At 64.5% G+C, this 23,393-nt stretch carries 19 protein-coding genes and 3 pseudogenes; 15 read left to right on the forward strand and 7 right to left on the reverse strand.

Annotated elements, in window-relative coordinates; genetic code table 11:
* Position 1 precedes the first annotated feature (1 nt).
* The 10 genes from NA5_RS26160 to NA5_RS26205 all read left to right on the forward strand — a co-directional run bounded on the left by NA5_RS26160 (position 2) and on the right by NA5_RS26205 (position 11,368).
* Entirely contained in the window at positions 2-244 is a 243-nt protein-coding gene (locus tag NA5_RS26160; protein WP_062990594.1) for a HypC/HybG/HupF family hydrogenase formation chaperone, read from the forward strand.
* Positions 241-2,610 carry a carbamoyltransferase HypF gene (locus tag NA5_RS26165; protein WP_062990596.1) on the forward strand — a complete coding sequence of 790 codons (2,370 nt, stop codon included), beginning with the start codon at positions 241-243 and terminating at the stop codon, positions 2,608-2,610. The genes NA5_RS26160 and NA5_RS26165 overlap by 4 nt, the downstream gene beginning before the upstream one ends.
* Before the next feature lie 16 nt (positions 2,611-2,626).
* A complete protein-coding gene (locus NA5_RS26170) occupies positions 2,627-2,953 on the forward strand; it encodes a HypC/HybG/HupF family hydrogenase formation chaperone (protein WP_062990598.1) in 327 nt (108 codons plus the stop codon).
* Positions 2,950-4,062 (forward strand): hydrogenase formation protein HypD, encoded by a 1,113-nt coding sequence (hypD, locus tag NA5_RS26175; RefSeq protein ID WP_062990600.1) that lies wholly within the window; start codon positions 2,950-2,952, stop codon positions 4,060-4,062. The genes NA5_RS26170 and hypD overlap by 4 nt, the downstream gene beginning before the upstream one ends.
* Entirely contained in the window at positions 4,055-5,131 is a 1,077-nt protein-coding gene (hypE, locus tag NA5_RS26180) for a hydrogenase expression/formation protein HypE (RefSeq protein WP_062990602.1), read from the forward strand. Before hypD ends, hypE begins: the two co-directional genes overlap by 8 nt.
* Before the next feature lie 94 nt (positions 5,132-5,225).
* Positions 5,226-6,296, forward strand: coding sequence for a Nickel transporter NicT (gene nicT, locus NA5_RS26185; protein WP_062990658.1), 1,071 nt, complete (start codon positions 5,226-5,228; stop codon positions 6,294-6,296).
* The gene (locus NA5_RS26190) at positions 6,293-7,060 is read left to right on the forward strand and encodes a DUF6390 family protein (protein ID WP_062990604.1); all 768 of its coding nucleotides are present in this window, start codon (positions 6,293-6,295) and stop codon (positions 7,058-7,060) included. Before nicT ends, NA5_RS26190 begins: the two co-directional genes overlap by 4 nt.
* Before the next feature lie 416 nt (positions 7,061-7,476).
* On the forward strand, positions 7,477-8,109 hold the full coding sequence (gene yczE, locus NA5_RS26195) for a membrane protein YczE (protein ID WP_062990606.1): 633 nt from the start codon (positions 7,477-7,479) through the stop codon (positions 8,107-8,109).
* Between the two features lie 84 nt (positions 8,110-8,193).
* Positions 8,194-9,669: a flavin-containing monooxygenase gene (locus tag NA5_RS26200; RefSeq protein ID WP_062990608.1), complete on the forward strand. Its 1,476-nt coding sequence runs from the start codon at positions 8,194-8,196 to the stop codon at positions 9,667-9,669.
* Between the two features lie 4 nt (positions 9,670-9,673).
* On the forward strand, positions 9,674-11,368 hold the full coding sequence (locus NA5_RS26205) for an FAD-dependent oxidoreductase (protein ID WP_062990660.1): 1,695 nt from the start codon (positions 9,674-9,676) through the stop codon (positions 11,366-11,368).
* A gap of 93 nt (positions 11,369-11,461) precedes the next feature.
* Here the strand turns inward: NA5_RS26205 and NA5_RS26210 are convergent, their stop codons facing one another.
* Together NA5_RS26210 and NA5_RS26215 are read right to left on the reverse strand one after the other, a co-directional pair.
* Positions 11,462-12,193, reverse strand: coding sequence for a cache domain-containing protein (locus NA5_RS26210; protein WP_062990610.1), 732 nt, complete (start codon positions 12,191-12,193; stop codon positions 11,462-11,464).
* The gene (locus tag NA5_RS26215) at positions 12,177-12,911 is read right to left on the reverse strand and encodes a FadR/GntR family transcriptional regulator (protein WP_062990662.1); all 735 of its coding nucleotides are present in this window, start codon (positions 12,909-12,911) and stop codon (positions 12,177-12,179) included. Before NA5_RS26215 ends, NA5_RS26210 begins: the two co-directional genes overlap by 17 nt.
* 399 nt (positions 12,912-13,310) lie before the next feature.
* On the opposite strand from NA5_RS26215, the gene NA5_RS40640 reads away from it, so the two are divergent.
* From NA5_RS40640 to NA5_RS26230, 4 genes and pseudogenes are all read left to right on the forward strand, one after another.
* A complete protein-coding gene (locus tag NA5_RS40640) occupies positions 13,311-13,478 on the forward strand; it encodes a hypothetical protein (protein ID WP_157110636.1) in 168 nt (55 codons plus the stop codon).
* Positions 13,479-13,545: 67 nt separating this feature from the next.
* Positions 13,546-13,701: pseudogene (locus NA5_RS26225) on the forward strand (SDR family NAD(P)-dependent oxidoreductase); the annotation flags it as partial.
* Positions 13,702-13,939: 238 nt separating this feature from the next.
* On the forward strand, positions 13,940-14,257 hold the full coding sequence (locus NA5_RS40645; protein ID WP_157110637.1) for a hypothetical protein: 318 nt from the start codon (positions 13,940-13,942) through the stop codon (positions 14,255-14,257).
* Positions 14,254-15,825 (forward strand): sialidase family protein, encoded by a 1,572-nt coding sequence (locus NA5_RS26230; RefSeq protein WP_062990615.1) that lies wholly within the window; start codon positions 14,254-14,256, stop codon positions 15,823-15,825. Before NA5_RS40645 ends, NA5_RS26230 begins: the two co-directional genes overlap by 4 nt.
* Here the strand turns inward: NA5_RS26230 and NA5_RS40650 are convergent.
* From NA5_RS40650 to NA5_RS26255, 4 genes and pseudogenes are all read right to left on the reverse strand, one after another.
* Complete coding sequence (locus NA5_RS40650) at positions 15,768-16,562, reverse strand: integrase catalytic domain-containing protein (RefSeq protein WP_157110638.1); 795 nt, start codon at positions 16,560-16,562, stop codon at positions 15,768-15,770. The two genes, NA5_RS26230 and NA5_RS40650, sit on opposite strands and share 58 nt — an antisense overlap.
* Before the next feature lie 22 nt (positions 16,563-16,584).
* Positions 16,585-16,719 (reverse strand): annotated as a pseudogene (locus NA5_RS43520) (transposase); the annotation flags it as partial.
* Between the two features lie 192 nt (positions 16,720-16,911).
* Positions 16,912-18,008: pseudogene (locus NA5_RS26250) on the reverse strand (IS110 family RNA-guided transposase).
* Positions 18,009-18,364: 356 nt separating this feature from the next.
* Complete coding sequence (locus tag NA5_RS26255; protein ID WP_157110640.1) at positions 18,365-19,093, reverse strand: hypothetical protein; 729 nt, start codon at positions 19,091-19,093, stop codon at positions 18,365-18,367.
* A 1,398-nt stretch (positions 19,094-20,491) separates the two neighbouring features.
* Between NA5_RS26255 and NA5_RS26265 the strand changes: the two genes are divergently transcribed.
* The gene (locus NA5_RS26265; protein WP_062990625.1) at positions 20,492-22,687 is read left to right on the forward strand and encodes a molybdopterin oxidoreductase family protein; all 2,196 of its coding nucleotides are present in this window, start codon (positions 20,492-20,494) and stop codon (positions 22,685-22,687) included.
* Between the two features lie 165 nt (positions 22,688-22,852).
* Here the strand turns inward: NA5_RS26265 and NA5_RS26270 are convergent, their stop codons facing one another.
* The gene (locus NA5_RS26270) at positions 22,853-23,239 is read right to left on the reverse strand and encodes a hypothetical protein (protein WP_062990627.1); all 387 of its coding nucleotides are present in this window, start codon (positions 23,237-23,239) and stop codon (positions 22,853-22,855) included.
* Positions 23,240-23,393: the final 154 nt, after the last annotated feature.

The raw sequence follows: 23,393 nt of genomic DNA on the forward strand, positions 1-23,393 counted from the left end.
GATGTGTCTCGGTATCCCGGGTCGGGTAGTGCAGATCCCCGACGGCTACCACGACCAGATCGCGCTGGTCGAGGTGTCCGGCGAACAGCGGAAAGTGAATATCGGCTTGCTCGAGGACGATCCGGCGCGACCGGGGGACTGGGTGATCATCCACATGGGCTTCGCCGTGGAGAAGACCGACGAAGCGGGCGCGGCGGCGGCCATGGACGGACTGCGCCTGCTGCAACGCGGAGACCCGGCATGACCGCCGCACGGCTGCGGCGGCGGCTGCTGGTGCGCGGCGTAGTCCAAGGCGTCGGGTTCCGCCCGTTCGTCTACACCACCGCCGCCGAATTGGCGCTGTCGGGCAGCGTGAGCAACGACAGCAGCGGAGTCGTCATCGAAATCGAGGGCACGCCAGCGGATCTGGACCAATTCAGCGAGCGACTACGCCTGCGGCCACCCCCGCTGGCGGTGATCGAATCGGTCGAACACACCGAGATTCCGGTGCGCGGTGGCACCGGATTCCATATCGCCGACACCACCCGCGGCGACGGCGGGCGCACGCTGGCCTCACCTGATGTCGCGATCTGCGCCGACTGCGTACGCGAGCTGCGCGACCCCGCCGACCGCCGCTATCGCCACCCCTTCGTCAACTGCACCAATTGCGGTCCGCGTTTCACCATCATCGCCAGCCTGCCCTACGACCGCGAGCGAACCTCGATGGCGGAGTTCACCATGTGCGACCGATGCGCACAGGAATACGCCGACCCCACCGACCGGCGCTTCCACGCCCAGCCGATCGCCTGCCCCGACTGTGGTCCGACCCTGACCTACTCCGGACCCGGGGCCGATGCGCCGCTGGCGGCCGCGCGAGAGCTGCTGCGCACAGGCGCGATACTGGCGGTCAAAGGCATCGGCGGCTATCACCTGGCCTGCGATGCGACGAACGAGGCCGCGGTCGCCGAACTGCGCAGGCGTAAACGCCGCGGCGACAAGCCCTTCGCCGTAATGGTGCCCGATCTTGGCACGGCGCGCGCGATCGTCACAGTCGACGACACGGCCGCGGCGCTGCTCAACAGCCCCGCACGGCCCATTGTGCTACTGGCCCGCCGGACCGACACGACCACCATCGCCGATGCCGCCGGGAGCGATATCGCGTCGGTGGCGCCAGGATGGGCCAGACCAGATGATGAAACCGCCGAACAAAGCCGTTGCCCACTTCCCGCCGCATCGGTGGCGCCCGGCAATCCCGACCTGGGTGTCATGCTCGCCTACACGCCATTGCACCTGCTGCTGTTCGGTCTGCCCGGTGACCCGCCGGGTCCACAGGTGCTGGTGATGACCTCCGGCAATCTCGGTGGCGAACCCATCTGCTACACCGACGACGACGCCCGCACCCGCCTCGCGGGTCTGGCCGACGGCTGGCTGTCACACAATCGGCGCATCCTGGTGCCCTGCGACGACTCGGTGGTCCGTCCGCTCGACGGTCGCGAACTGCCCGTCCGGCGCTCGCGCGGCTACGCGCCACTGCCACTGACGCTGCCGGTGCCACTGCCACCGACCCTCGCCGTCGGCGCCGACCTGAAGAACACCTGCGCGGTCGCCGATGGCCGCTACGCCTGGCTGAGCCAGCACATCGGCGATATGGACGATCTGGCCACACTGCATTCCTTCGACATCACCCAGCGCCACCTCGCAGAGCTGACCGGTGTATGCCCGGTGCAATTGGTCGCCGACGCGCATCCCGGCTACCGCTCCACGGCGTGGGCGCGCAGGCACGCCGGCGAGCGCGCCCTCTACACCGTGCAACACCACCACGCGCATATCGCCGCCGTCATGGGCGAGCACGGACTCGGCGCCACCGAACAGGTCGTCGGTATCGCCTTCGACGGCACCGGATTCGGTCCGGACGGCGCGGTATGGGGTGGCGAGGTCCTGTTGGCGGGCTACAAGGGATACCGGCGCCTGGCCCATCTGAAGTACGTGCCGCTCGCCGGCGGTGACCTCGCGGTCCGCAGGCCCTACCGGATGGCGCTGGCACATCTGTGGGCAGCCGGGATCGACTGGGCCGAGGAGATCCCCGCGGTCGCGGCCTGCCCGGCAGACGAGCGATCGGTACTGGCCCACCAGTTCCGCACCGGACTGGGATGCGCGCCCACCTCGAGTATCGGGCGACTGTTCGACGCGGTGTCCTCCCTGTGCGGCGTACGGCACGTCGTCGACTACGAAGCCCAAGCGGCCATCGAGTTGGAGGGGTTGTCGCGTTCCGGTACCGAAGGCACCACCGAATACCGGTTCCTGCTCGACGACGCCGATCCCGCCGTGATCGACCCCACACCGATACTCACGGCCGTGGTGGCCGATATTCGCGCGGGCACACCCGCCACGGTGGTGGGCGCACGATTCCACGCCGCCCTGGCCAGGCTGGTACTCGATCTCGCGGTCCGCTACACCGCCCCGGCGACAGTCGTCGCGCTGTCTGGCGGAGTTTTCCAGAATGCCCTGCTGCTCGCGCGATCGTGTGCGTTGCTGCGCGACAACGGGTTCACCGTGATCATCCACCACCGGCTGCCTCCCAACGACGGCGGCCTCGCATTCGGGCAACTCCTCGCGTGCAGCGAGGGATGAGCGAAGGAGAGCAACGATGTGTCTTGCGGTACCAGGCAAGGTTGTCAGCCTGCAGGAGCGGGACGGCACACTGATGTCGGTCGTCGACTTCGGCGGCGTGCACAAGGACGTGTGCCTGCAATACATCCCGGACGCGGCGATCGGCGACTACGTCGTGGTCCACGTCGGCTTCGCGATCCAACGGCTGGATGAGGAGTCCGCCTTGCGAACCCTGGCCGAGTTCGAGCACCTCGGCGTACTGAACGAGGAATTCGGCGATGGTTTCGCCATCGCCGCCAAACAGGCCGGCGTCGACAATCCCGCCGCCGAGCCGCCACGCGAGCAACCGGAGGCGACGTCATGAAGTACCTGGACGAATTCAGCAACCCCGAGCTGGCCCGGCATCTGCTCGACCGGATCCGCGCCTCGACAAGCCGCCGCTGGGCGATCATGGAAGTCTGTGGCGGACAGACCCATTCGATCATCCGACACGGTATCGACCAGCTGCTGCCCGACCAGATCGAGATGATCCACGGCCCCGGCTGCCCGGTCTGCGTCACCCCGCTGGAGGTGATCGACAAAGCACTCGAGATCGCCGCGCAGCCCGGAGTGATCTTCTGTTCGTTCGGTGACATGCTGCGCGTACCCGGAAGCTCCAAGGACCTGTTCCAGGTGAAAAGCGAAGGCGGCGACGTCCGGGTGGTCTACTCGCCACTGGATGCGCTCAACCTCGCCAAGGAAAACCCCGACCGCGAAGTCGTCTTCTTCGGTATCGGTTTCGAGACCACCGCCCCGGCCAACGCGATGACGGTGTATCAGGCCCAGCGGCTCGGCATTCCGAATTTCTCGCTACTGGTCTCCCATGTGCTGGTGCCGCCGGCCATCGCCGCGATCATGGAATCGCCGACCTGCCGGGTACAGGGATTCCTCGCGGCCGGACACGTCTGCACCGTGATGGGCACCGACGAATACCCGCCGCTCGCGGAGAAATACCGCGTTCCGATGGTGGTCACCGGATTCGAGCCGCTCGACATTCTCGAAGGCATCCGCCGCACCGTCCTGCAACTCGAGTCGGGCAGGCACGAGTTGGAGAACGCCTACCCGCGTGCGGTGTCGGCGGCGGGCAATCCCGCGGCCAAAGCCATGTTGCAGGACGTTTTCGAGGTCACCGACCGAGCCTGGCGCGGTATCGGCGTGATCCCGCGCAGCGGCTGGCGGCTCTCGGAACGCTATCGCGACTTCGACGCCGAACACCGTTTCGCCGTGGGCGACCTACACACCGCCGAGTCGACGATCTGCCGTTCCGGGGAAGTATTGCAGGGACTGATCAAACCGAACGAATGCGCCGCCTTCGGCAAACAATGCACACCACGAAACCCATTGGGCGCCACCATGGTTTCCTCCGAGGGCGCATGCGCCGCCTACTACCTCTACCGGCGCCTGGATTTGCCCGCGGAGGTGGCACATGCCTGAACAAGGCACCGCCCCCGCGGCGATCGACATGGAGGGCTGGGTTTGCCCGATGCCGCTACGCGATTCGCCGAACATCGTGATGGGCCACGGTGGCGGCGGCGCGATGTCCGGCGAATTGATCGAGCATCTGTTCCTGCCCGCGTTCGGCTCCGCCGCGCAAGCCGACCTCACCGACTCCGCGGTGGTCACACTCGGCGGCGCACGGCTGGCGTTCTCGACCGACTCGTTCGTGGTCAAGCCGATCGTGTTCCCCGGCGGCACGATCGGCGAACTGGCGGTCAACGGCACGGTGAACGACCTGGCCATGTCCGGAGCCCGCCCGATGGTGCTGTCGACCGCGTTCATCCTCGAGGAGGGCACCGCACTGGCCGATATCGCCCGCATCGCGCAGGCCGTCGGTACCGCCGCCTTGGCAGCAGAAGTCCAGCTGGTCACCGGGGACACCAAGGTGGTCGATGCCGGACACGGCGACGGGATCTACATCAATACAGCCGGAATCGGTGTGCTCGACGCGAGAGTCGATATCCGGCCGCAGCGCGCGACCCCCGGCGACGTCGTGCTGGTCAGCGGCGATATCGGCGTGCACGGCGTCGCAGTGCTCAGCTGCCGGGAGGGACTGGAATTCGGCACCACCGTGCTCAGCGACACCGCACCGCTGCACGGGTTGGTGGCAGCGATGCTGGCCACCGGCGCCGATGTGCACGTCCTGCGCGATCCCACCCGCGGCGGCGTCGCGGCCTCGCTCAACGAGATCGCCCGCGCCGCCGATATCGGGATAGCGCTGGACGAGCGTCAGCTCCCGGTTCCCGACGCCGTCCGCGACGCCTGCGGGCTGCTCGGACTGGACCCCATGTACGTGGCAAACGAGGGCAAGCTCCTGGCATTCGTCGCCCCCGAGCATGCCGACCATGTGCTCGCTGCGATGCGAGAACATCCGCTGGGCGCGCAGGCCGCTGCCATCGGCCGCTGCGTTACCGAACACCCCGGGATGGTGGTGGCGCGCACCGCGCTTGGCGGCACACGTGTGGTGGATCTGCCTGCGGGAGAACAACTCCCACGGATCTGCTGACCCGGGACCGCACGGTCCCAGAACGAGAAGGCGAGGTGTGGTCATCGTTCGGATCGTCGACACACCAGCCGCGCCGCGTGGCCCGCTGCGGCGCATGGACCGGCGGCAGCGTCGCAGCGTCGCGGTGATGACCTCAGTCGTCGTGACGCTGCACGTCATCGGGTGGGCGGCGCTGCTGCTGCTCGTGGTGCCCGGCGGCTACGTCGTCGACGGCGCGGTGTTCGGGGTCGGCCTCGGTGTCGCCGCGTACACGCTCGGAATGCGACACGCCTTCGATGCCGACCACATCGCCGCGATCGACAACACGACCCGAAAGTTGGTGGCGGACGGGCGCTTACCGTTGACGGTCGGGTTCTGGTTCGCGCTCGGGCACGCCACGATCGTCTTCGTGCTGGTCGCGGTGCTGGCGTTCGGCGTCAAGGCGCTGGCCGGGAATCTGCGCGACGAGAATTCCGGCCTGCAACGGTGGACCGGCGTTTTCGGTACAGGCGTGTCGGGGACCTTCCTACTGGTGATCGGCCTGCTGAACCTTGTTTCGCTGATCGGGATCTGGCGGGTGTTCCGCACGATGCGCCGCGAGCGCTACGACGAAGCGGCACTGCGGCGGCAACTGGACGATCGTGGCGCCCTGCAGCGGGTGATCGGACCACTGACCCGCGCCATACGCGCGCCCTGGCAGATGTATTACGTCGGATTGCTGTTCGGACTCGGCTTCGACACCGTCACCGAGGTAAGCCTGCTGGTGATCGCGGGCAGCGCGTCCGCCACCGACCTGCCGTGGTACGCGATTCTGGTTCTGCCCGTGTTGTTTTCGGCAGGTATGACACTGTTCGACACGCTGGACGGCGCGCTCATGAACTATGCCTACGGGTGGGCGTTCGCCGGTCCGCTGCGCACGATCTACTACAACATCGTGGTGACCGGGCTGTCGGTCGCGGTCGCCCTGCTGATCGGTGCACAGGAGGTGATCTCGTTGCTGGCCGACGAACTCGGCATCGCACACGGCCCGCTGGCGTGGGTCGGTGGCCTGGACCTCAGCGCCATGGGGTTCCTTATCGTCGGTTTGTTCATACTCACTTGGGCGGTCGCCGTCGCGGTGTGGCGATTCGGTCGGATCGAGCAGCGATGGACCCTGGACCGCGTCGGTGAAAGGTCCTGCGGATGACGAGCGGGGGAGTCGAGATGTTCGCCCGCTACGCCTACGCCCCCAATAGGCTCGGCTACTGCGGGCCACCCGACACCGCTGCGCTGCGCGACGGGTCGGACGAGCAGGTGCGGGCGGTGGCACGCCGGTTCACCGGCGCCTGGCCCTATCTCCGGGTGATGGCGCGGATGACCGGCATCGCCGATCCGCTGGATAAGCGGCTGGTCGAGTCCTACTGGCTGGGCGGCGGAGTCGGCGCGGGCCTGGATCCTGTCGAGTTCACCGCCGAGTTGATGGCACTGCTGGGTCCGGTTGCCGGTGTGTACTGGACACATCTGACCGCCGAGCTGGCCGACGAAGCCGCCGCCAACCACTGCTTCCACGTCTTCGGTGTCTATCCGTGGTCGCGGCTGCTCCGCCACGGCGGTGGGCACCCGCTGCACGTACTGGACAGCTGCCGGATCAGGTGGGGCACCGTACTCGACCGCACCGATACCGATATCGCGGTGCGCTGCCGAAGACTGGGTTGGGACGGACAGTGCCTGACATTGACCGCGGAAACCCTACTGTCCGTACCGATTCGGGTAGACGGCTACGCGGCGTTGCCGGATGTGGCTGTCGGGGAGTCGGTCGCGATGCACTGGGGGCGGCTGTGCGGACGTTTGGACGACAACCAGGTGAGCGTTCTCGAGGTGGGAACAGTGCGTCAGCTGGAGGCAACCAACCGGCGGCTCAGGGGCCGAATCAGAAACTCGGACACCGGGGGTCACCTCTACTTGACATAGTGTTGATTATCGGCGTTACAACGGAGGCGCTGGAAGGGGTGCGCTCTGGTTGTATGACGTTGGTAGCTACGGGATTTCGCGACTTCGCATGCTGGGCGGCTGGCTGGCTACCGGCGTCTGTGTCGGAAATGTGTGGATGCGGATGCGTGCTGTCCCCTCGGTGTCTGATTCTGTTGATGTAAATGTTTCGGTGAAACCTGGATTTCGCCGAAGAAACATTGGATCGGCTCAGCGCGGCGATTTGGGCGGTTTTGAGGCGGCTCCCCCGCGGGGTTCCCCTCGCGCCCTTAAAGCGTCACAGTGACGATTTAAGGGCGGCTCGCGTGTTCCGTGGATTGGATTGGTTTCGTGTTATGGGGCCAGTGCTTGGTGATTGGCTCTGTTGCTGAGGGTCCAGTTGGCGGCAGGCTGGGGTGATGTTGGTTCGGCGGCTGGTGGCGCTCTATGTCGGGTTGTGGTTGTACGGGTTTTCGATGGCGGTGATGATTCGGGCCGGGCTCGGATTGGATCCGTGGGATGTGTTTCATCAAGGGGTGGCCGCGCATGTGCCGATCAGTTTCGGGGCGGTGACGGCGCTGACCGGAGTCGCGGTGTTGTTGGCGTGGATTCCGTTGCGGCAGTGGCCGGGTCTGGGCACGGTGAGCAATGTCGTGGTGATCGGCGTCTCGGTCGATGTCGGGTTGTGGATGCTGCCGGACTGGGATGTGCTAGCGGTGCGGATCGCCGCGATGGGTGCCGCGGTGGTTTTGAATGCGGTGGCCACGGTGCTGTATATCGGTGCCGGTATGGGTCCCGGGCCGCGGGATGGACTGATGACTGGACTGGTCCGCCGAACCGGATGGTCGGTGCGACTGGTGCGAACCGGGATCGAAGTAACGGTCCTGACGACCGGCTGGCTACTCGGCGGCAGCGTCGGCGTGGGTACCGTGGTGTACGCCTTCGGGATTGGTCCGTTGATTCAGGTGATGATTCCGTTCGCCAACCGGTATCTGCCGGGGTTCCACGCGGATCGTAATGCCGAACCCGATGTTGTTCCGGTAGCGCCTTGACTATGGCCGGGATGGCCGAAAATGTTGATTTCCTGGCCGCGGCGCTCTCTCGGCAACTCCCCCACCGTTCATACAGTGGTCGACATGACTAGCACTCCGTCCGTGCTCATCGTCGGCGCCGGATTCGGCGGCCTCGCGGCCGCGTTGGAGCTGAAGCGCCGCGGCTACGACGCGTTCACCATTATCGATAAGGCAGACGGGCTCGGCGGGGTCTGGCGCGACAATACCTATCCAGGCGCCGCCTGTGACGCGCCGTCGGATCTGTATTCGTTCTCCTTCGCCCCGAATGCGCACTGGCCCAAGCGCTTCGCCGAGCAGCCCGACATCCTCGCCTACATGCATGATGTCGCGCGCCGCTATGGCCTCGACCGGCATATGCGTTTCGGTGTGGAGGTCGACTCGGCGGACTTCGATGCCGACCGCGGTGTCTGGCAGGTGCGCACGACCGCCGGTGAGCTGCTCGAGGCGGATGTCTTCGTGCCCGCGGTGGGTCAGCTGTCGCGTCCGGTGTGGCCCGATATTGCGGGCATGGACTCCTTCGCCGGGGATGCGTTCCATTCCGCGCGGTGGGATCACGATGTCGAGCTGGCCGGTAAGCGGGTCGCGATCATCGGCACGGGTGCGAGCGCGATTCAGATCATTCCGGCGATTCAGCCGAAGGTCGGGCAGTTGACGGTCTTCCAGCGGTCGGCGCCGTGGATCATTCCGAAGATCGAAAGCTATTACGCGCCACCGAAACTCAATGCGTTGGGCAAGCTGTCGATGGTGGCGAGGTTTCCGCTGATCCAGCGTGCGGAGCGGTTCGGCTGGTATTCGTTCTACGAGCTGGTGACCTCGGGGCTGGAAGGCAATGGCCGCATCGCCGAGCTGGTCTCCGGGTGGGCGGATCGGCATCGGGCCTCACAGATATCCGATCCCGAGCTGCTGGCGAAGATGACGCCGGATTACGAGGCGGGCTGTAAGCGCGGGCTGATGGCGAGCAACTACTACCCGGCGGTGTCGCAGCCGAATGTGCATGTGGAGACTTCCCGTATCGCCGAGATCACGCCGACCGGTGTGCGCACCGAGGACGGCACGCTCTACGAGGTCGATGTGATCGTGTACTGCACCGGCTTCAAGGCGACGGAGTTCTTGGCGCCCATGACGATTCGCGGGGTCGGCGGTAAGGAGCTGCGCGAGGTGTGGTCGGGTGGTGCGCGGGCCTACAAGGGTCTCACCGTGCCGCATTTTCCGAATATGTTCATCATGTACGGGCCGAATACGAACCTCGGTGCGGGTTCGATCATCTATATGCATGAGCGGCAGGCGCGCTATCTGCGCCAAGCGGTCGAGCATCTGCGCGGGGCCGGTGGTTATCTGTCGGTGAAGCCGGAGGTGGAGGCGCGGTTCGACGAGGAGATCCAGGGACGGCTCGAGCATACGGTGTGGACCAAGTGCACCAGCTGGTATCGCGAGGCCAGCGGTCGGGTGACGACGAATTGGCCGGGTCGGATGAGCGAATACGACAAGCGGACGCATTTCGATGTCGGCGACTACGAGCTTGTTCGCACCGGAAGGTAATTCCATGACGCACTATGACGTGCTGGTGATCGGTTCCGGTTTCGGTGGCAGTGTGAGCGCGCTGCGGTTGACCGAGAAGGGTTATCGGGTCGGTGTCCTGGAGGCTGGGCGGCGCTTCGCCGATCACGAATTCGCCGAGAACTCCTGGCATCTGCGCGAGTACCTGTGGGCGCCGAAGTTGGGTTGCTTCGGTATTCAGCGGATGACGCTGCTCAACGACACCTTCATCATGAGCGGCTCCGGTGTCGGTGGTGGTTCGCTGGTGTACGCGAACACGCTGTACGAGGCGCCGGACACCTTCTACGGCGACAAGCAGTGGGCGCATATCACCGATTGGAAATCCGAGCTGGCGCCGCATTACGACCAAGCCGAGCGCATGCTGGGGGTGACGACCAATCCGGCGACCACGCCGTCGGATCGGGTGCTGCGGGAGGTCGCCGAGGATATGGGTATCGGCGATACCTACCGTCGCACGCCGGTCGGGGTGTTGTTCGCGGATAAGGAGACTCGGCCGGGAGCCGCGGTCGCGGATCCGTTCTTCGGTGGTGTCGGGCCCGAGCGGCGCTCGTGTACGCACTGCGGCGAGTGCATGACGGGGTGTCGGCACGGGGCGAAGAACACGCTGGTGAAGAACTATCTGTATCTGGCGGAGCAGGCGGGTGCGACGGTGCATCCGTTGACGACCGCGGTATCGGTGCGGCCGCTGTCCGGCGGTGGGTACGCGGTCGATACCGTGCGCACCGGGCGCTGGGTGCGCAAGGGGAGGCAGAGCTTCACCGCCGATCAGGTTGTGTTCTCCGCGGCCGCGCTCGGTACCCAGCAGCTGCTGCACGATCTGCGGGATCGCGGTGTCCTGCCGAATATTTCGCCGCGCCTGGGTCATTTGGCGCGCACGAATTCCGAGGCGGTATTGGCGGCGCGTTCGCGGGATAAGGATTCGGATTTCACCAAGGGTGTCGCTATCACCTCGTCGATCCATCCGAACTCCTACACCCATGTGGAGCCGGTGCGTTACGGCAAGGGCAGTAATTTCATGGGTCTGTTGACGACGGTGCTGGTCGATGGGCAGGAGGGTAAGCGGCGCTGGGTGCTGGGTCTGCGGGAGCTGGTGCGGTATCGGCGGGATCTGCTGCGTATGCACAATCCGGCGCACTGGTCCGAGCGGATGATCGGGCTGCTGGTGATGCAGAATGTGGACAATTCGATCATCACCTATAACAAGCGCGGTCTGTTCGGTACGCGGATGACCACCAAACCCGGTGCGGGACAAGCGCCTCCGGCGTGGATTCCGGAGGGCAATGAGGTCACGCGGCGGGTCGCGGAGAAGATCAACGGCATTCCGCAGGGTTCCTGGACGGAAATGGCGAATATTCCGATCACCGGTCATTTCATCGGTGGTTGCGCGATCGGCGACTCCCCCGATACCGGTGTGGTCGACCCGTATCAGCGGCTCTATGGCTACGAGGGTTTGCATATTGTGGACGGTTCGACGATCTCGGCGAATCTCGGAGTGAATCCGTCGCTGACCATCACCGCGCAGGCCGAGCGGGCGATGTCGTTGTGGCCGAACAAGGGTGAACCCGATCAGCGTCCGCCGTTGGGTGGGCCGTATCGGCGGATCGATGCGATCGCGCCGAAGAATCCGGTGGTGCCGGAGTCGGCGCCGGGAGCGCTTCGGTTGCCGATTACTCCGGTCTGAAAGTGTATGTGATGCTGTGGAGTTGAACGCGGGCGCCGCGATGGAGCATCGGCGCGGCCATAGGCGCCGATCACCTCGTCTGTCCTGAAAAGTTCAGTGGGATGCCGTGGATCCGAGCGGACGCAGCGACCAGGGCACCGCCTCGATCGGGACCGTCGCAGCAGAGCTGTCCATCCTGCTCGTCTTGGATCCGGTCGTGAATTCGGGATCGGTTCCCATGATGACGCGGCCTTCGCTGTTGACCAGCACTACCCGCTGACCGGATGCTTGGAATCGTGGAAGCAGGACCTTCTCGATCGCGGCAACCGGCACATCGGCACCGGCGATTCCGAGGAATGTTCCCGATGTGGTCGTGACCGGTATCGCGAATGTGCAGACATACTCATCGCTGCACGCGTAATCGAGGTGCGGCCCCTGTACCCATCGCCGACACTGCTCGCGCGGAACCGTGAACCAGTCCATTTTGGTGTAGTCGTAGAAGTATTCACTCTCGGGATTCAATTCCAGCACCAGTCGTTGCGCGGTGGGAAGCCACCATTCGAGGTGTCGGGGGCGATCCGCCAGAACGCTGTCGGCCATCACTACGCCTGCGCCGTTGAACAGTTTTCCGCGCGACTCGAGCTCGCCGAGGATGGCCTCGCGCAACGGTGCCAGATCAGTCGCCCGGGGAGCGGATCGCAGCTTCTCGGTCAACTCATCCCATAGGGTTGTCAGCGCGGTCCCGATGGTTGCCAGCGACTCGTAAATCTGGTCAGCCAGTTTTGTGACGGAATCAGCGAGCGACTCGATGGTCGCGGGGGCCGGAAAGCTATCGGTGTTCCTCACTGAGCTCCAAGCGCAAAGCAACAAGGCGGCGGATGCGTGATTCCGTATGCGATTCTGCCAGTTCTCTCGCCCGGGCATCGTCTTCTTGTTCGATCGCGTCCACCAGTTCGCGATGGGCGCTCGCCTCGACGGCCGGGTCCAGCTTCAGGCCCGGCAGCCAGAGCAAGGCGGAGAGCTCTGCCTGCAGACCGACCTCGGCGCGGGTCAGCCGGGTGGACTGCGCGCACACCGCCATCTCGATGTGAAAGCGGCTGTCGGCTTGGCGGGCCGAGACAAGGTCGGAGCTGTCTTTCAGCCGGTCGGCCAAGGCGCGGAGTCCGGCTATATCGGCCCGTAAGCTGCGGCGCGCGGCGAACACAGCAACCGCCCCGGTGACGGCGAAGTGCTCATCCCCTAGATCGCGCAGCTCCTGAACGCTCATCTGCTGCAACCGCGCCAGCGAGGGGGTCTCGAGGACCTCGGCCGAAGCGCTGATGAAGCTGCCACCCCCGCGCCCGCGCTTGGTGTGCACGATGCCCTGCTGCCGAAGTACGACCAGCGCCTCCCGCAGGGTCATCGTCGATACCCCCAACTGGTTGGCGAGATCGGTCTCGCTCGGCAACTGCTGGCCGTCGCCCATCACACCGAGGCTGATCGCAGCAGACAGCCGCTGCACTACGGCCTCGGTTTTCGGACCACTGCCCTCGAGCGGTGACAGCACTGCGCCGAGCGCGGTCAATCCGGCCCTCTTCTGGTGGGACAACGCGCCTCCTGGGGGTGACGGGCCTGACACGATTCTACCCATCTAACAATTGAACTATGAACTATAAAGTTATATCTCAACCCCTTGAACTATGAAATCTAATGTCTTAGGTTAATAGCAGCGTGAACTGCCCCACCTGGACACCTCGACGCGCCGACGTCATGATCGAAACAGGAATTTCCCCATGTCCCAGAACCGGACCTGCCATACGGAAGTCGACGGACTGCGTGTGACATGGCGCTTGGTTCAGCATCATGTGATCGCAATCGTCGCCGTGCACAACGCATCCGACGCTTCGCCAGTGGCATCCTTCTGCCCCAGCAGCTACCCGGATCTCGCGCGAGCGCGAGAACTCCTTCCGGGACTGACGAAGCTGTGGGATGCGGTCCGCCGCGAATTCTGGACGCAACTGATCCCGCCGCGGTGCTACTGACCACCGATCAGGGGAACCGGGAGCGGTTCGTAGTGGCCGGGCCAGAAGTGCTGCCACACAAGCAGATCGCCGCGGAACTCTCGGCGGCGCTGGGCCGCACGGTCTCGTAGCGCGGAGTTCGGATCAGCCCGAGCCGGACCGATCACCGGCGCGGTCGAACTTGTTAGCGTGGGGCGAGTGGATCTGAATCTGGATGGAAAACGCGCGATCGTGACCGGCGGCAGCCGCGGTATCGGGCATGCAATCGCGCACGGCCTCGCAGCCGAAGGCGTCGATGTCGTGATCGCTGCCCGCTCGGCCGGACCGCTCGAGATCGCCGCACGGAAACTGGCTGACGCGGTTGTGCCCCCCGTTTGATGACTCAGCTGGGGCCGGCAGCGAGCTTGTGTCGCCCACCGCGTACAGCGAAGGCACCCACGACAGCCATCCTCAAACACCGCACAGTTCGCCAGCTTTGACCAAAAGTTGACTTTTCAGCCGAAGCCCTGTCCCACAAGCTCATACTTGATCATGCCGACAGGCTGATCCGGTGAAGCTAGCAGGGAAACCTCGAGCCTTGTGGAGGGTCACCATGGTGAACTGGCCATCTGTGGAAGAGCAGATCGCTTCGGCGAATGCTCCGCGTGGAAGCGCGCTTGAGAGTCTCATTCGCGGTAACCAGGACTTTGATCTACTCGACCCGCGTGAGGCCGACGATGACATCGGGCTTCCGCCTTGGCTGCGCGTCCGCTGGCGAAAGCAACACCCCGACGTCGAGCATTCCACAATCAATCCTGGAGCCAGCTATCCCGACGTCCTTTTCATGATCTGTGAATGGATACAAGCACACCCCGAGCTGCCGACGTTTGGTCCTACCGCCGGAGGCGGAACGAACGCAGGCGAGTCATGATCGATCTGCGCATTTCTGGCGCGTCGACCTCGCCCCGGGCTGAGTCGGATATTCGTCTCAACTACGGTGACCCCAACCGGATAATCGCGGCGTCGAACAATCTTGGCAACCCGACGCAGGCGCAGTTCTTTTCGACCGACGGCGGATCCACCTGGTCTCAGACCAACCTCCCACCTGTCACAGGCGACGTGTTCCAGGGTGACCCGGCCGTCGATTGGACCTCCGACGGGACGGCGTGGGCGTTCACATTGGGCAGCGACACGATGATGAACATTCGATTGCATGGATTCCGGTCGACGGATTCCGGCGCGAACTGGACCTTCGACGCGACTGTCTCGGGAACCCAGTTGGCAGCCGATCGCGACGTCGTTTGGGTCGACCACGAGGCGACCTCTCCCTTCAGGGATCAGATCTACGCGATGTGGCATGTCGGTCTGCCTGTCTTCTTTGCACGACGAACAGCGGGCGCCACAGGTGCGTGGCAGGCACCGATCCAGCTCAGCGGCGCCGAGACGACAGGCATCGGCATCGGTGGCGACGTCAAAACGAACGCTTACGGCGATGTCTTCGTCTTCTGGCCTGATGCGGACGGGAGCCGCAATATCTCTGTCGTAAAGTCGACCGACGGCGGACAAACCTTTACAACCCCTATTGTCATCGCACAGACGTTCGCATCCAGACGTCGGCTTCGGATTCCGTCGGTTCCGGTTGTTACTGTCGGTGGCGCACTACAAGGCGGTTGCCGGGTGTATATCTCGGCCGGCGCGTACCGCACAGCCACCAAGGATCTCGTCTACGCCGTGTGGACGGATCTCAGCGGCAAAACTGGCTGCGCAACTGGATTCGGCCCCGGCAACTCCACCACTTCGGCGTGCAAGACCCGCGTTTGGTTCACCCGGTCGACCAACGGCGGAACCACCTGGTCGACACCGAAAATGATCAACAACCAGCCGGGACGGAACGACCAGTTCCACTCGCGTCTATGTGTCGATGAGAGCAACGGCAATCTCGTCGTCACTTATCACGACACTGTCAACGACCCGAGCCGTCTCCAGACCGATGTCTTCATGCAGACTTCAAAAGATGACGGCCGGACGTGGAGTACCGCAGTCGCGCTGACATCGGCGCGGACCGATGAGACCAGCACAGGCGCCAACACGTTCCGGTACGGGGACTACAACGGCCTTCATGGCCACAATGGGATCTTCTTTCCGACGTGGACGGATCGCCGTAGCGGCGGTGCCGAGGAAATCTGGACTGCGCAGGTGTCGATCCCTGGAACACTGCTCCCCGCAACTGGACGTATCACGCTCCTACGGGTAAACGACGTCAAGACGGGGTTTGGGCCACCAGGCGACTTCCTGGATGTCGACGTGGTGGTCCAACTCGACACCATGCCGGGACGCGCCTTTGGCTTCCAGTTGCGCGACGACTCGCAAGGTACGGCGCGGCGGGCGATGCTCGACATGCTGCGCGACGCGTTCAGCCAGAACATTCAGGTCACGATCGACTACATCGTGACGGGACTCAGCAACGGCCGCATTCTGCGCGTCGTGAATTCGCCGTAGAGGAGGAAGATCATGGCGACGCGTCTGCAATCATCGGGAAAGCTGACGTTTTTACGGGTGAACGACGTCAACGACCGCTTTGGAGACCCTGCACCTTCTGCGGCGCACCCGCACGGAAACCAAATCGACGTAGAGGTCGTATGCATGCTGGACACCGAGCCAGGCCGGGCATTCGGTTTCAGGCTGCGGACCGACAAGAACCGCTTCACCCATGCAGGGATGCTCGATATCCTGCGGGACGCCTTCAAGAACGACTTTACCGTGACAATCGACTTCGATATCGACGCCGACAAAAGCAACGGCGTCATCATGCGTACAACGTTAACAAAGTAAAACTGGCGACCACCGGCCCGACCGCGGGTATTCACGTAGCGGTTGGTAAAACCCCTGCGCCGCAGGGGAAGACAGCGGCACCAGACCCTGTTCGAGCAGAATCGTTGCAGCGCTTGAGAAATCATCTCCGGATCGTTGTCGAGCCGCAGCACCTTCGGTGTGCCGCGGTCGGCAAACGCTCGCTCGAGTTCGGTGACGAGCCGCTCGGCGGTGATCGACCGCTCCACCAAGTGCAGCAGCGATTCGCGGGTGTGTTCGTCGACCATCGACGCGATCTTCACCGCCCGCCCGTCGATGGTGGAGTCGAACTGGAAGTCTAGCGCCCACACCACTTTCGGCGCATCCGCGTCGATCGGCGGCACCGACGAAACACCGGCACGCTTGCGCGGATGATGCTCGCGCACCTGAAGGCCTTCCTCACGCCAGAAGCGCGTCCTTCTCCAGCTCCGCCTCGGCCAGCAACCGCTTCAACCGGGCGTTCTGATCGCGCAACTCCTTGAGCTCCTTCGCGGCATCGGTGTCCATCCCACCGTACTGGCGCCGCCAGTTGTACAACGTGGCGCCGAGATCTCCAGCTCGGCGGCGACCTCCTCCACCCGAGCGGCCCTCCGCGGCCAACGCGTCGGCACGGCGCAGCTTGCGCACGTCTCCTCCGCGGAATGCCGCTTGCGTGCGGCCATGTCCCTCAGTGTCCCTTCCGACCCTCGTCAGGGCCATCAGGAGTCTCAATGAGGAGGAGTCTCAATGAGGATGTCAAGCCGAAGCGGTCGCCCGGAGTGCCCTCGGAGGCTGGTCGGTGAAGTGCCGTCCGTCACGCAAGAGCGCCCACAGCACATCGACCAAGCGCCGAGACAGCGCCAACAGAGCCTGGGTATGAACCTGCCGCTCATTCCTTTTGCGGAATCACGCGGCACCGGAACCAGACCAGCGTAGGAGGCCAGACGACCCGACGTCGAGAACGTTGTCAGGTCACCGCCGATGGACACCAGAAATTCTGTCCCCAGATGCGGGCCCATGCCCGGCATCGACTCGATGATCGACGCGTACGGATGCTGCCGGAATACGGTGGCAATCTGCTTATCGAGGTCCTTTATCTCGCGATCGAGATCGAGAAGCTTGGCTGCCGACCGCTTGATCAAAGCCGCAGTTGCGGCCTCAGCGGGAACAGCAAGGTCCTGCGCGCCGGCCGCGGATACCGCAGCCGCAGCGATCTTGTCGATGCTTTTCGCCCACGCTCCGTTCTCAGCGAGAAACGTTGCAACACCGCCGATTCCGGCAGCTCGAATCTCCGCTGGGGCACACAGTCCCGACACCAGGATCAGCGGCGACCGCGACGAATAGTCAAACGCCGCCTCGAGGACCGGGAAGATCGACGCGAGCATCGCCCGCAGCCTGTTCACCCCGGCCACCCAGTCGTCCATCAGATCGGCACGACAGGCCGACAGCACAGTCAGCTCGGCGATCAACTCGTCCGGCGCGGTTACCGGTTGCAGGTCCGTCTTCATACGGGCGGTGTCGGCGATCACCCGGGCATCCTTGGCATCAGTCTTGCCTTCACCACGGAACACCCCGGTCATGGTCGCCACCGTCCGGCCAGGCAGATACACAACCCGTTCACCGGCAGCCAGGAGCGCCGTGATCAGCAGCGCCGCCAGCGGGCTGATCAGATCGATCGCCCACACCCGCTCAGCGCTGGCGGCCCGGGCCCGATCGATGATCGACTCGATCGCCCGCTGGTCGTTCTTCACTCTGTTCGACCAGCAAACAGTGCCCAGCTCGTCGACTGCGCACGCATGATGAGCGGCCTTGCCGACGTCGATACCAATCCAAATCCGAGGGCGCACAGCCACTCTCGCACTCCATCCACACGAACCTCGCCCGGCGGACAACCCCGCCATCAGGTCCCTAACCAGCGACGAACCGCTTCAGATCTCAATCAGTGGCCGGAGCGTCCAGACGGTGGGGCAGCCACTCCTGTCGAGCCACGACGAAGGCAGACTCTAATCAGCTACACCTTACCGACCTGGGCATCCAGGCACCAAACCCGGACATCACTGATCTTAGGGACTCTAATACCGACCGGTCTCATTCAGCGCGGACACGCAATGGCCTTCGAGGGTGTGTTCGAGGCGTCCGCTCGCCATGCCTCACCTTCACCTTCCGATTCGACGAGGTCGAACCCGTCCAGTCCCAGCACCGGGGCCGGTCAGCCGTAGGGGGGCTCGTACCTGTTATACGGATAGCCGCTCGGGCACAGCCACCCCTGCCACGACGACCAGCACCCGCTGTAGTCCCCGTTCGCCACCACCGCATCGCCGTAGGCGCACCCGGGACCGTTGGTCGGCATATCCGGTCCGATGAACAAGCCGACGACGGTCCCGCCACCGAACTCGGCCAATTGACTGAATCGGATCGGGTGGTTGAAGTGAACGGCTCGATCGAAATACGACGGAATCGTCCTGGTACCGGTCCAATCCCATGGAATCTCGGCGACGAACTGCTGGTCGATATTGACGAAGATGAATCGAACCCCTGACACCGGTGACAGCACGCCGGGCGAGTCCTGCTCTTCCCATGCATAGGTGGTGTAGCTGGGATAGATCATTGCCGCGACATCGTTGCCGAAGGGGTCGGCGTTGACCTCGAATGCGATGACAGGCTCGGAGCAGTCCCGCATCCCCCACCCCGCACCCGTTCCCCGGATCGATCGACTGACAGCGTTCAACGGCAAGGCGAGGTCACCGTTGCTCGCAACCCACGCCATCGCGGCGGCCAGCGCCGGCGAGGAATCTCCGCGCGCCTGGATCCGCGCGAGAACATCCGACAGGGTCGTCTCCGTTTCCGGCTGCGCCACCACGTTTGGCGCCACGGCCGTGAATGCCGCCACCAGCAGAGTCACCACCGCCGAGCGCACGATATGACCTGATATGACCATCTCACCGCCCACTTCGCAGCGAACCAGCTCTCTTTATTGAACACCCGCGGAAAATGCCAGGTCAACGATGGTTCGAAATGGTATCGACCTCGCGAGCTCCCGTCCTGACTACACGCCGCCCGGCTTCCAGAGTCATGGTGAGGGCGGGTTCAGGCGAATGGTGAGGAACGTGAGGATTTCGTCGCGGGCTTCGATGGGGGTGACCTGGTTCATCGACGAGATGGGCGGTGACGACGCCGTGCGGGGTCTGGACCACCTGGACGAAGAATTGGGGCGGAGTTGGGTTCGCGTGTTCAGGGGCTGGCACGCGGGCGTTGAAGTGGGGCCCAGGAGATCTCGGTAGGTGGCGAATCTCGCTGCACCGCACCATTTTCCGCCTTAGAAACAAGGCGAAATCGCCGGTCATCGCGACTCTCCACCATGAATTCGGGGCATGAGTAGGGGTTCCGGTAGTAATCACCCTCACCAGTCCGGAACCCCTAGTCAGCTCGCTCAAGCGCTCACCCTACGAGAACGACCTCGATACACTCGCCCCTCGTCGCGCCGCTGGTCGCCGCGACTCCGCAGCGGGCCAAAAGGTTCCTCCACACCTATCCTTGTCGTTCGCGCACGCCTGTACACAGTTCCGCACGACTGCGCCGCCTTGGCCGTACTCGTGGCTGTCCTCATCGGTCTCCCGGGCACGCTCGGAAGTCGACTGCTTCAAACCGATTCAGCAAACACCGGCGACACCCTGCGAAACTGCTGCGCAGCAACGATATTGACAACTCGACCGAACTGGCGCGCATCTCCAACTTCCTCGAAGTCGCGACCATCTCTCGGACGTGGCGATGCCTACAATTCTCGCCCAACTCGCGCCGGTGCGCTCCTTCGTCGCACGAGAGTTCGAACAATCACGGCGCCACTGAAATCGGCTCCGCTCAACCTCGCAACCGATACTCATCGGCTCCATCAACCGTTCGAAGGTGAGATCACCGATCAGCTGGGCTATGACCATGGCGATCCGAACCAACCGAGTTGGTCTTCCGCAATCCCGAGAGGCCAAACAACGTTTGCGCGAGGAAGTGTGGGCGCGTCTCGATGCCGCGCTGCACGTTCAGGAAACCGGTCCTTCACAACGGCAACCATCACGCTCACACCTGCAGCACGGTGCCCCCACCACATCGGTGCGGCGCGCAATTCCAAACCGGTGGAAGGGAATTCGGCCGAGATGTTCCGGGGGCTTCGGCCGTGACACCGCAGCATCGGCTGGGGCCAGACCACGGTCTGCGCCTGCACGGTGGATCCGGCAGCGACTGGGTCGGACACGCGGGTGTGTTATTGGCGTTCGGCCGATAAGCTCGACGCGAGGCTGGAGCCGGACTCCGGCAGTGTTGGACCGATGCGGAGTGAAGACTCATGAGCGCGACCACGATTGCCCGCCAGTGCACCCTGTGTGAGGCCCATTGCGGAATCCTGGTAACCGTCGAGGACGAACGGGTAACCCGGATCGAAGGCAACCCCGACGATGTACTCTCCGCCGGGCATATCTGCCCGAAGGCGACGGCGATGGGCGGGCTGCACCATGATCCGGATCGGTTGCGCACGCCGGTGCGCCGGGTCGGTGACCGGTTCGAGCCGATCGGGTGGGACGAAGCGTTCGACGAGATCGGGCGGCGGCTGCGGCAGGTGCGCGGCGAGTACGGGGCCAGCGCGATCGGAATGTATCTGGGAAATCCGGCGGCGCACAGCTCGTCGGTGATCTACGGCGCGCTGCTGCGTGCGGTGTTGATGACGCGGAACTTCTTCTCCGCGTCCTCGATCGATCAGTTTCCGCAGGAGTTCGTGGCATGGCGGATGTTCGGGTCGAATGTGCTGATGCCGGTGGCCGATATCGATCGCACGGATCGGCTGGTGATCATGGGCGCCAATCCGGCGGTGTCCAACGGCTCGGTGACCACCATGCCGAATGCGAAGCAGCGTATTCGGGACGTGCGCAAGCGCGGCACCGTGGTCGTGATCGATCCGCGGCGCACCGAGACGGCGCGGCTGGCCGACGAGCATGTGGCCATCGCACCCGGTGGTGATGTGTATCTGCTGCTGGCCATGTTGCAGGTCCTGGTCAGCGAAAACCTGTGTGCCGAAAGCTGGATTCGCGCGCAGTGCACCGGCTGGGCACCGTTGCGGGCACTGGTCGCCGAGATGACACCGGAGCTCGCCGAACCGCTCACCGGTGTCGATGCCGAGACGATTCGGCGGCTGGCGCGTGAACATGCCGCGGCGGATTCGGCTGTGCTGTATGCCCGGATCGGGATATGTCAGCAGGTGACCGGCACGCTGACGCATTGGCTGGTCAATACCATCAATGCGGTGACGGGGAATCTGGATCGGCCGGGCGGGCAGATGTTCGCGACGCCGCCGATCGATGCGCCGCGGCTCGCGAAATACCTGCCGGTGGGGCACGGGGCCTGGACGGACCGTTCCGGCACCTACAAATCATTCCGCTCGGAGCTGCCGGTCGCGGTGCTGGCCGATGAGATCCTCACCGAGGGCGCCGGGCAGATCCGCGCGATGATCACCTACGCCGGTAATCCGGTGCTGTCGACACCGCAGCGCGGCAAACTCGACGCCGCGCTGGATTCGCTGGATTTCTATGTGGCCGTGGATATGTATGTCACCGAGACGACCCGGCACGCGGACATCATCTTGCCGCCGATCTCCCCGCTGGAGCGCGAGGATGTGAACATTCTGTTCCCGGTGTTCAGTGTGCGGAACAATCTGCGCTACGACGCTCGTGTGTTCGAGCCTCCCGCCGAAGGGCTCGAGGATTGGCAGATTCTTGCGCGGTTGACCACCGAGGTGGTGCCGTTGCCCGCGCGCCGGTTCACCACTCGGGTGGTCAATGCGCTTCTGCGGCAGCTCAGTCCGATGCGGTTGACGACGCTCGGGGTGGCCGCGGGCCCGTACGGGGTGCTGCGGCGCGGCCGCAAGGGCTTGTCCGTGGCGAAGGTGCGCGCCGCGGCCGGGGGCATCGATCTCGGTCCATTGCGGCCGCGATTGTCTGCGGTGATCGCGACCGAGGATCGCAAAGTTCATCTCGCGCCCGACGAATTCGTCACGGCCGCACGGGAATTGCTCGACGACGCGCGCGGCGGCCATGCGCTGACCGCGCCCACCGACGGCTACGACCTCAAACTCATCGGCCGCCGCCACCTGCGCAGCAACAACTCCTGGCTGCATAATGTCGCGTCGATGGTGAAGGGCCGTGACCGCTGCACCGCCCTTATGCATCCCGCCGATGCCGCTGAACGCGCCCTCACCGACGGCACACCGGTCGCGGTCACCTCCCGCACCGGCTCGATCGTGCTCACCCTCGAGGTCAGCGACGATATCCGGCCCGGAACCATCGCCATCCCGCACGGTTGGGGGCACCGGGAACCCGGCGTCGGCTGGCAGGTGGCGGCCTCCCTGCCGGGCGCGAATGTCAATCTGCTGCATGATCCGTCGCTGACCGACAGGTTTTCCGGGAACGCGGCGGTCAACAACACATGGGTGAGGGTCGGTCCGGCGCCGACGACCTCGGATATCGATCGCGAGCCAGAGCCGGTGCCGTAGGAGCGCCAGGATTGCGGACTGCGATGTCTGCGTCATAGGAGTGCACTGCCAGCGGGATGCGCGCCGGGTGCTGCCATTGCTCTCTGTCCCCTCGGCACCGGTGATGATCGCCCGGGCAGGCGTTGTGGCGAACTCACACCTCGACGCACGTCCGTCCCGACCGGATCAGGGCGTTTGGACGGTGACGCGGTAGCCGAGGCGGAGTTCTCTGGCGGGGTGGGCGGCGGCGCTGAGGTGGAGCCAGCGGTGCAGTCCGGCGCGCGGGTCGGGTACGTAGGCGGCTTGGGTGTTGGTGATGCCGAAGGGGAAGTTTCCCGATGCGGTGGTGGCGGTGGCGCTCATCAGATGCATCTCCGCCCATAGGTGTGGTTCGGGTGCGTCCTCGGGCAGGGGGCGGGTGTTGGGCAGGAAGAAGCCGAACGGTTCGGCGGGAGCTGCGGAGGAGTGTATGAGCGTGCCGGTGACGAATAGGCGCACCGTTCCGGTATGCACCACGCAGTTGGGTGTCAGGTGCAGGGGTTGGGCAGGTTGCAGCTCGAGCCGGAAAACCATGCGCCGACTGTACGGTGTCGCCATGTGCGCCAAAAGCACTGGAGCATCACGAAGTTCGGTGGCTCACATACCTTGGCTTACATCGGTCGATATCAGCGCCGACGCGTGGGCCGCTTTTGTCCGATCTGGGCGAATCTATCCCGGAGGAAGGCTT

This window comes from Nocardia anaemiae NBRC 100462 (genome assembly GCF_001612725.1).
In the GTDB taxonomy this organism is placed as follows: domain Bacteria; phylum Actinomycetota; class Actinomycetes; order Mycobacteriales; family Mycobacteriaceae; genus Nocardia; species Nocardia anaemiae.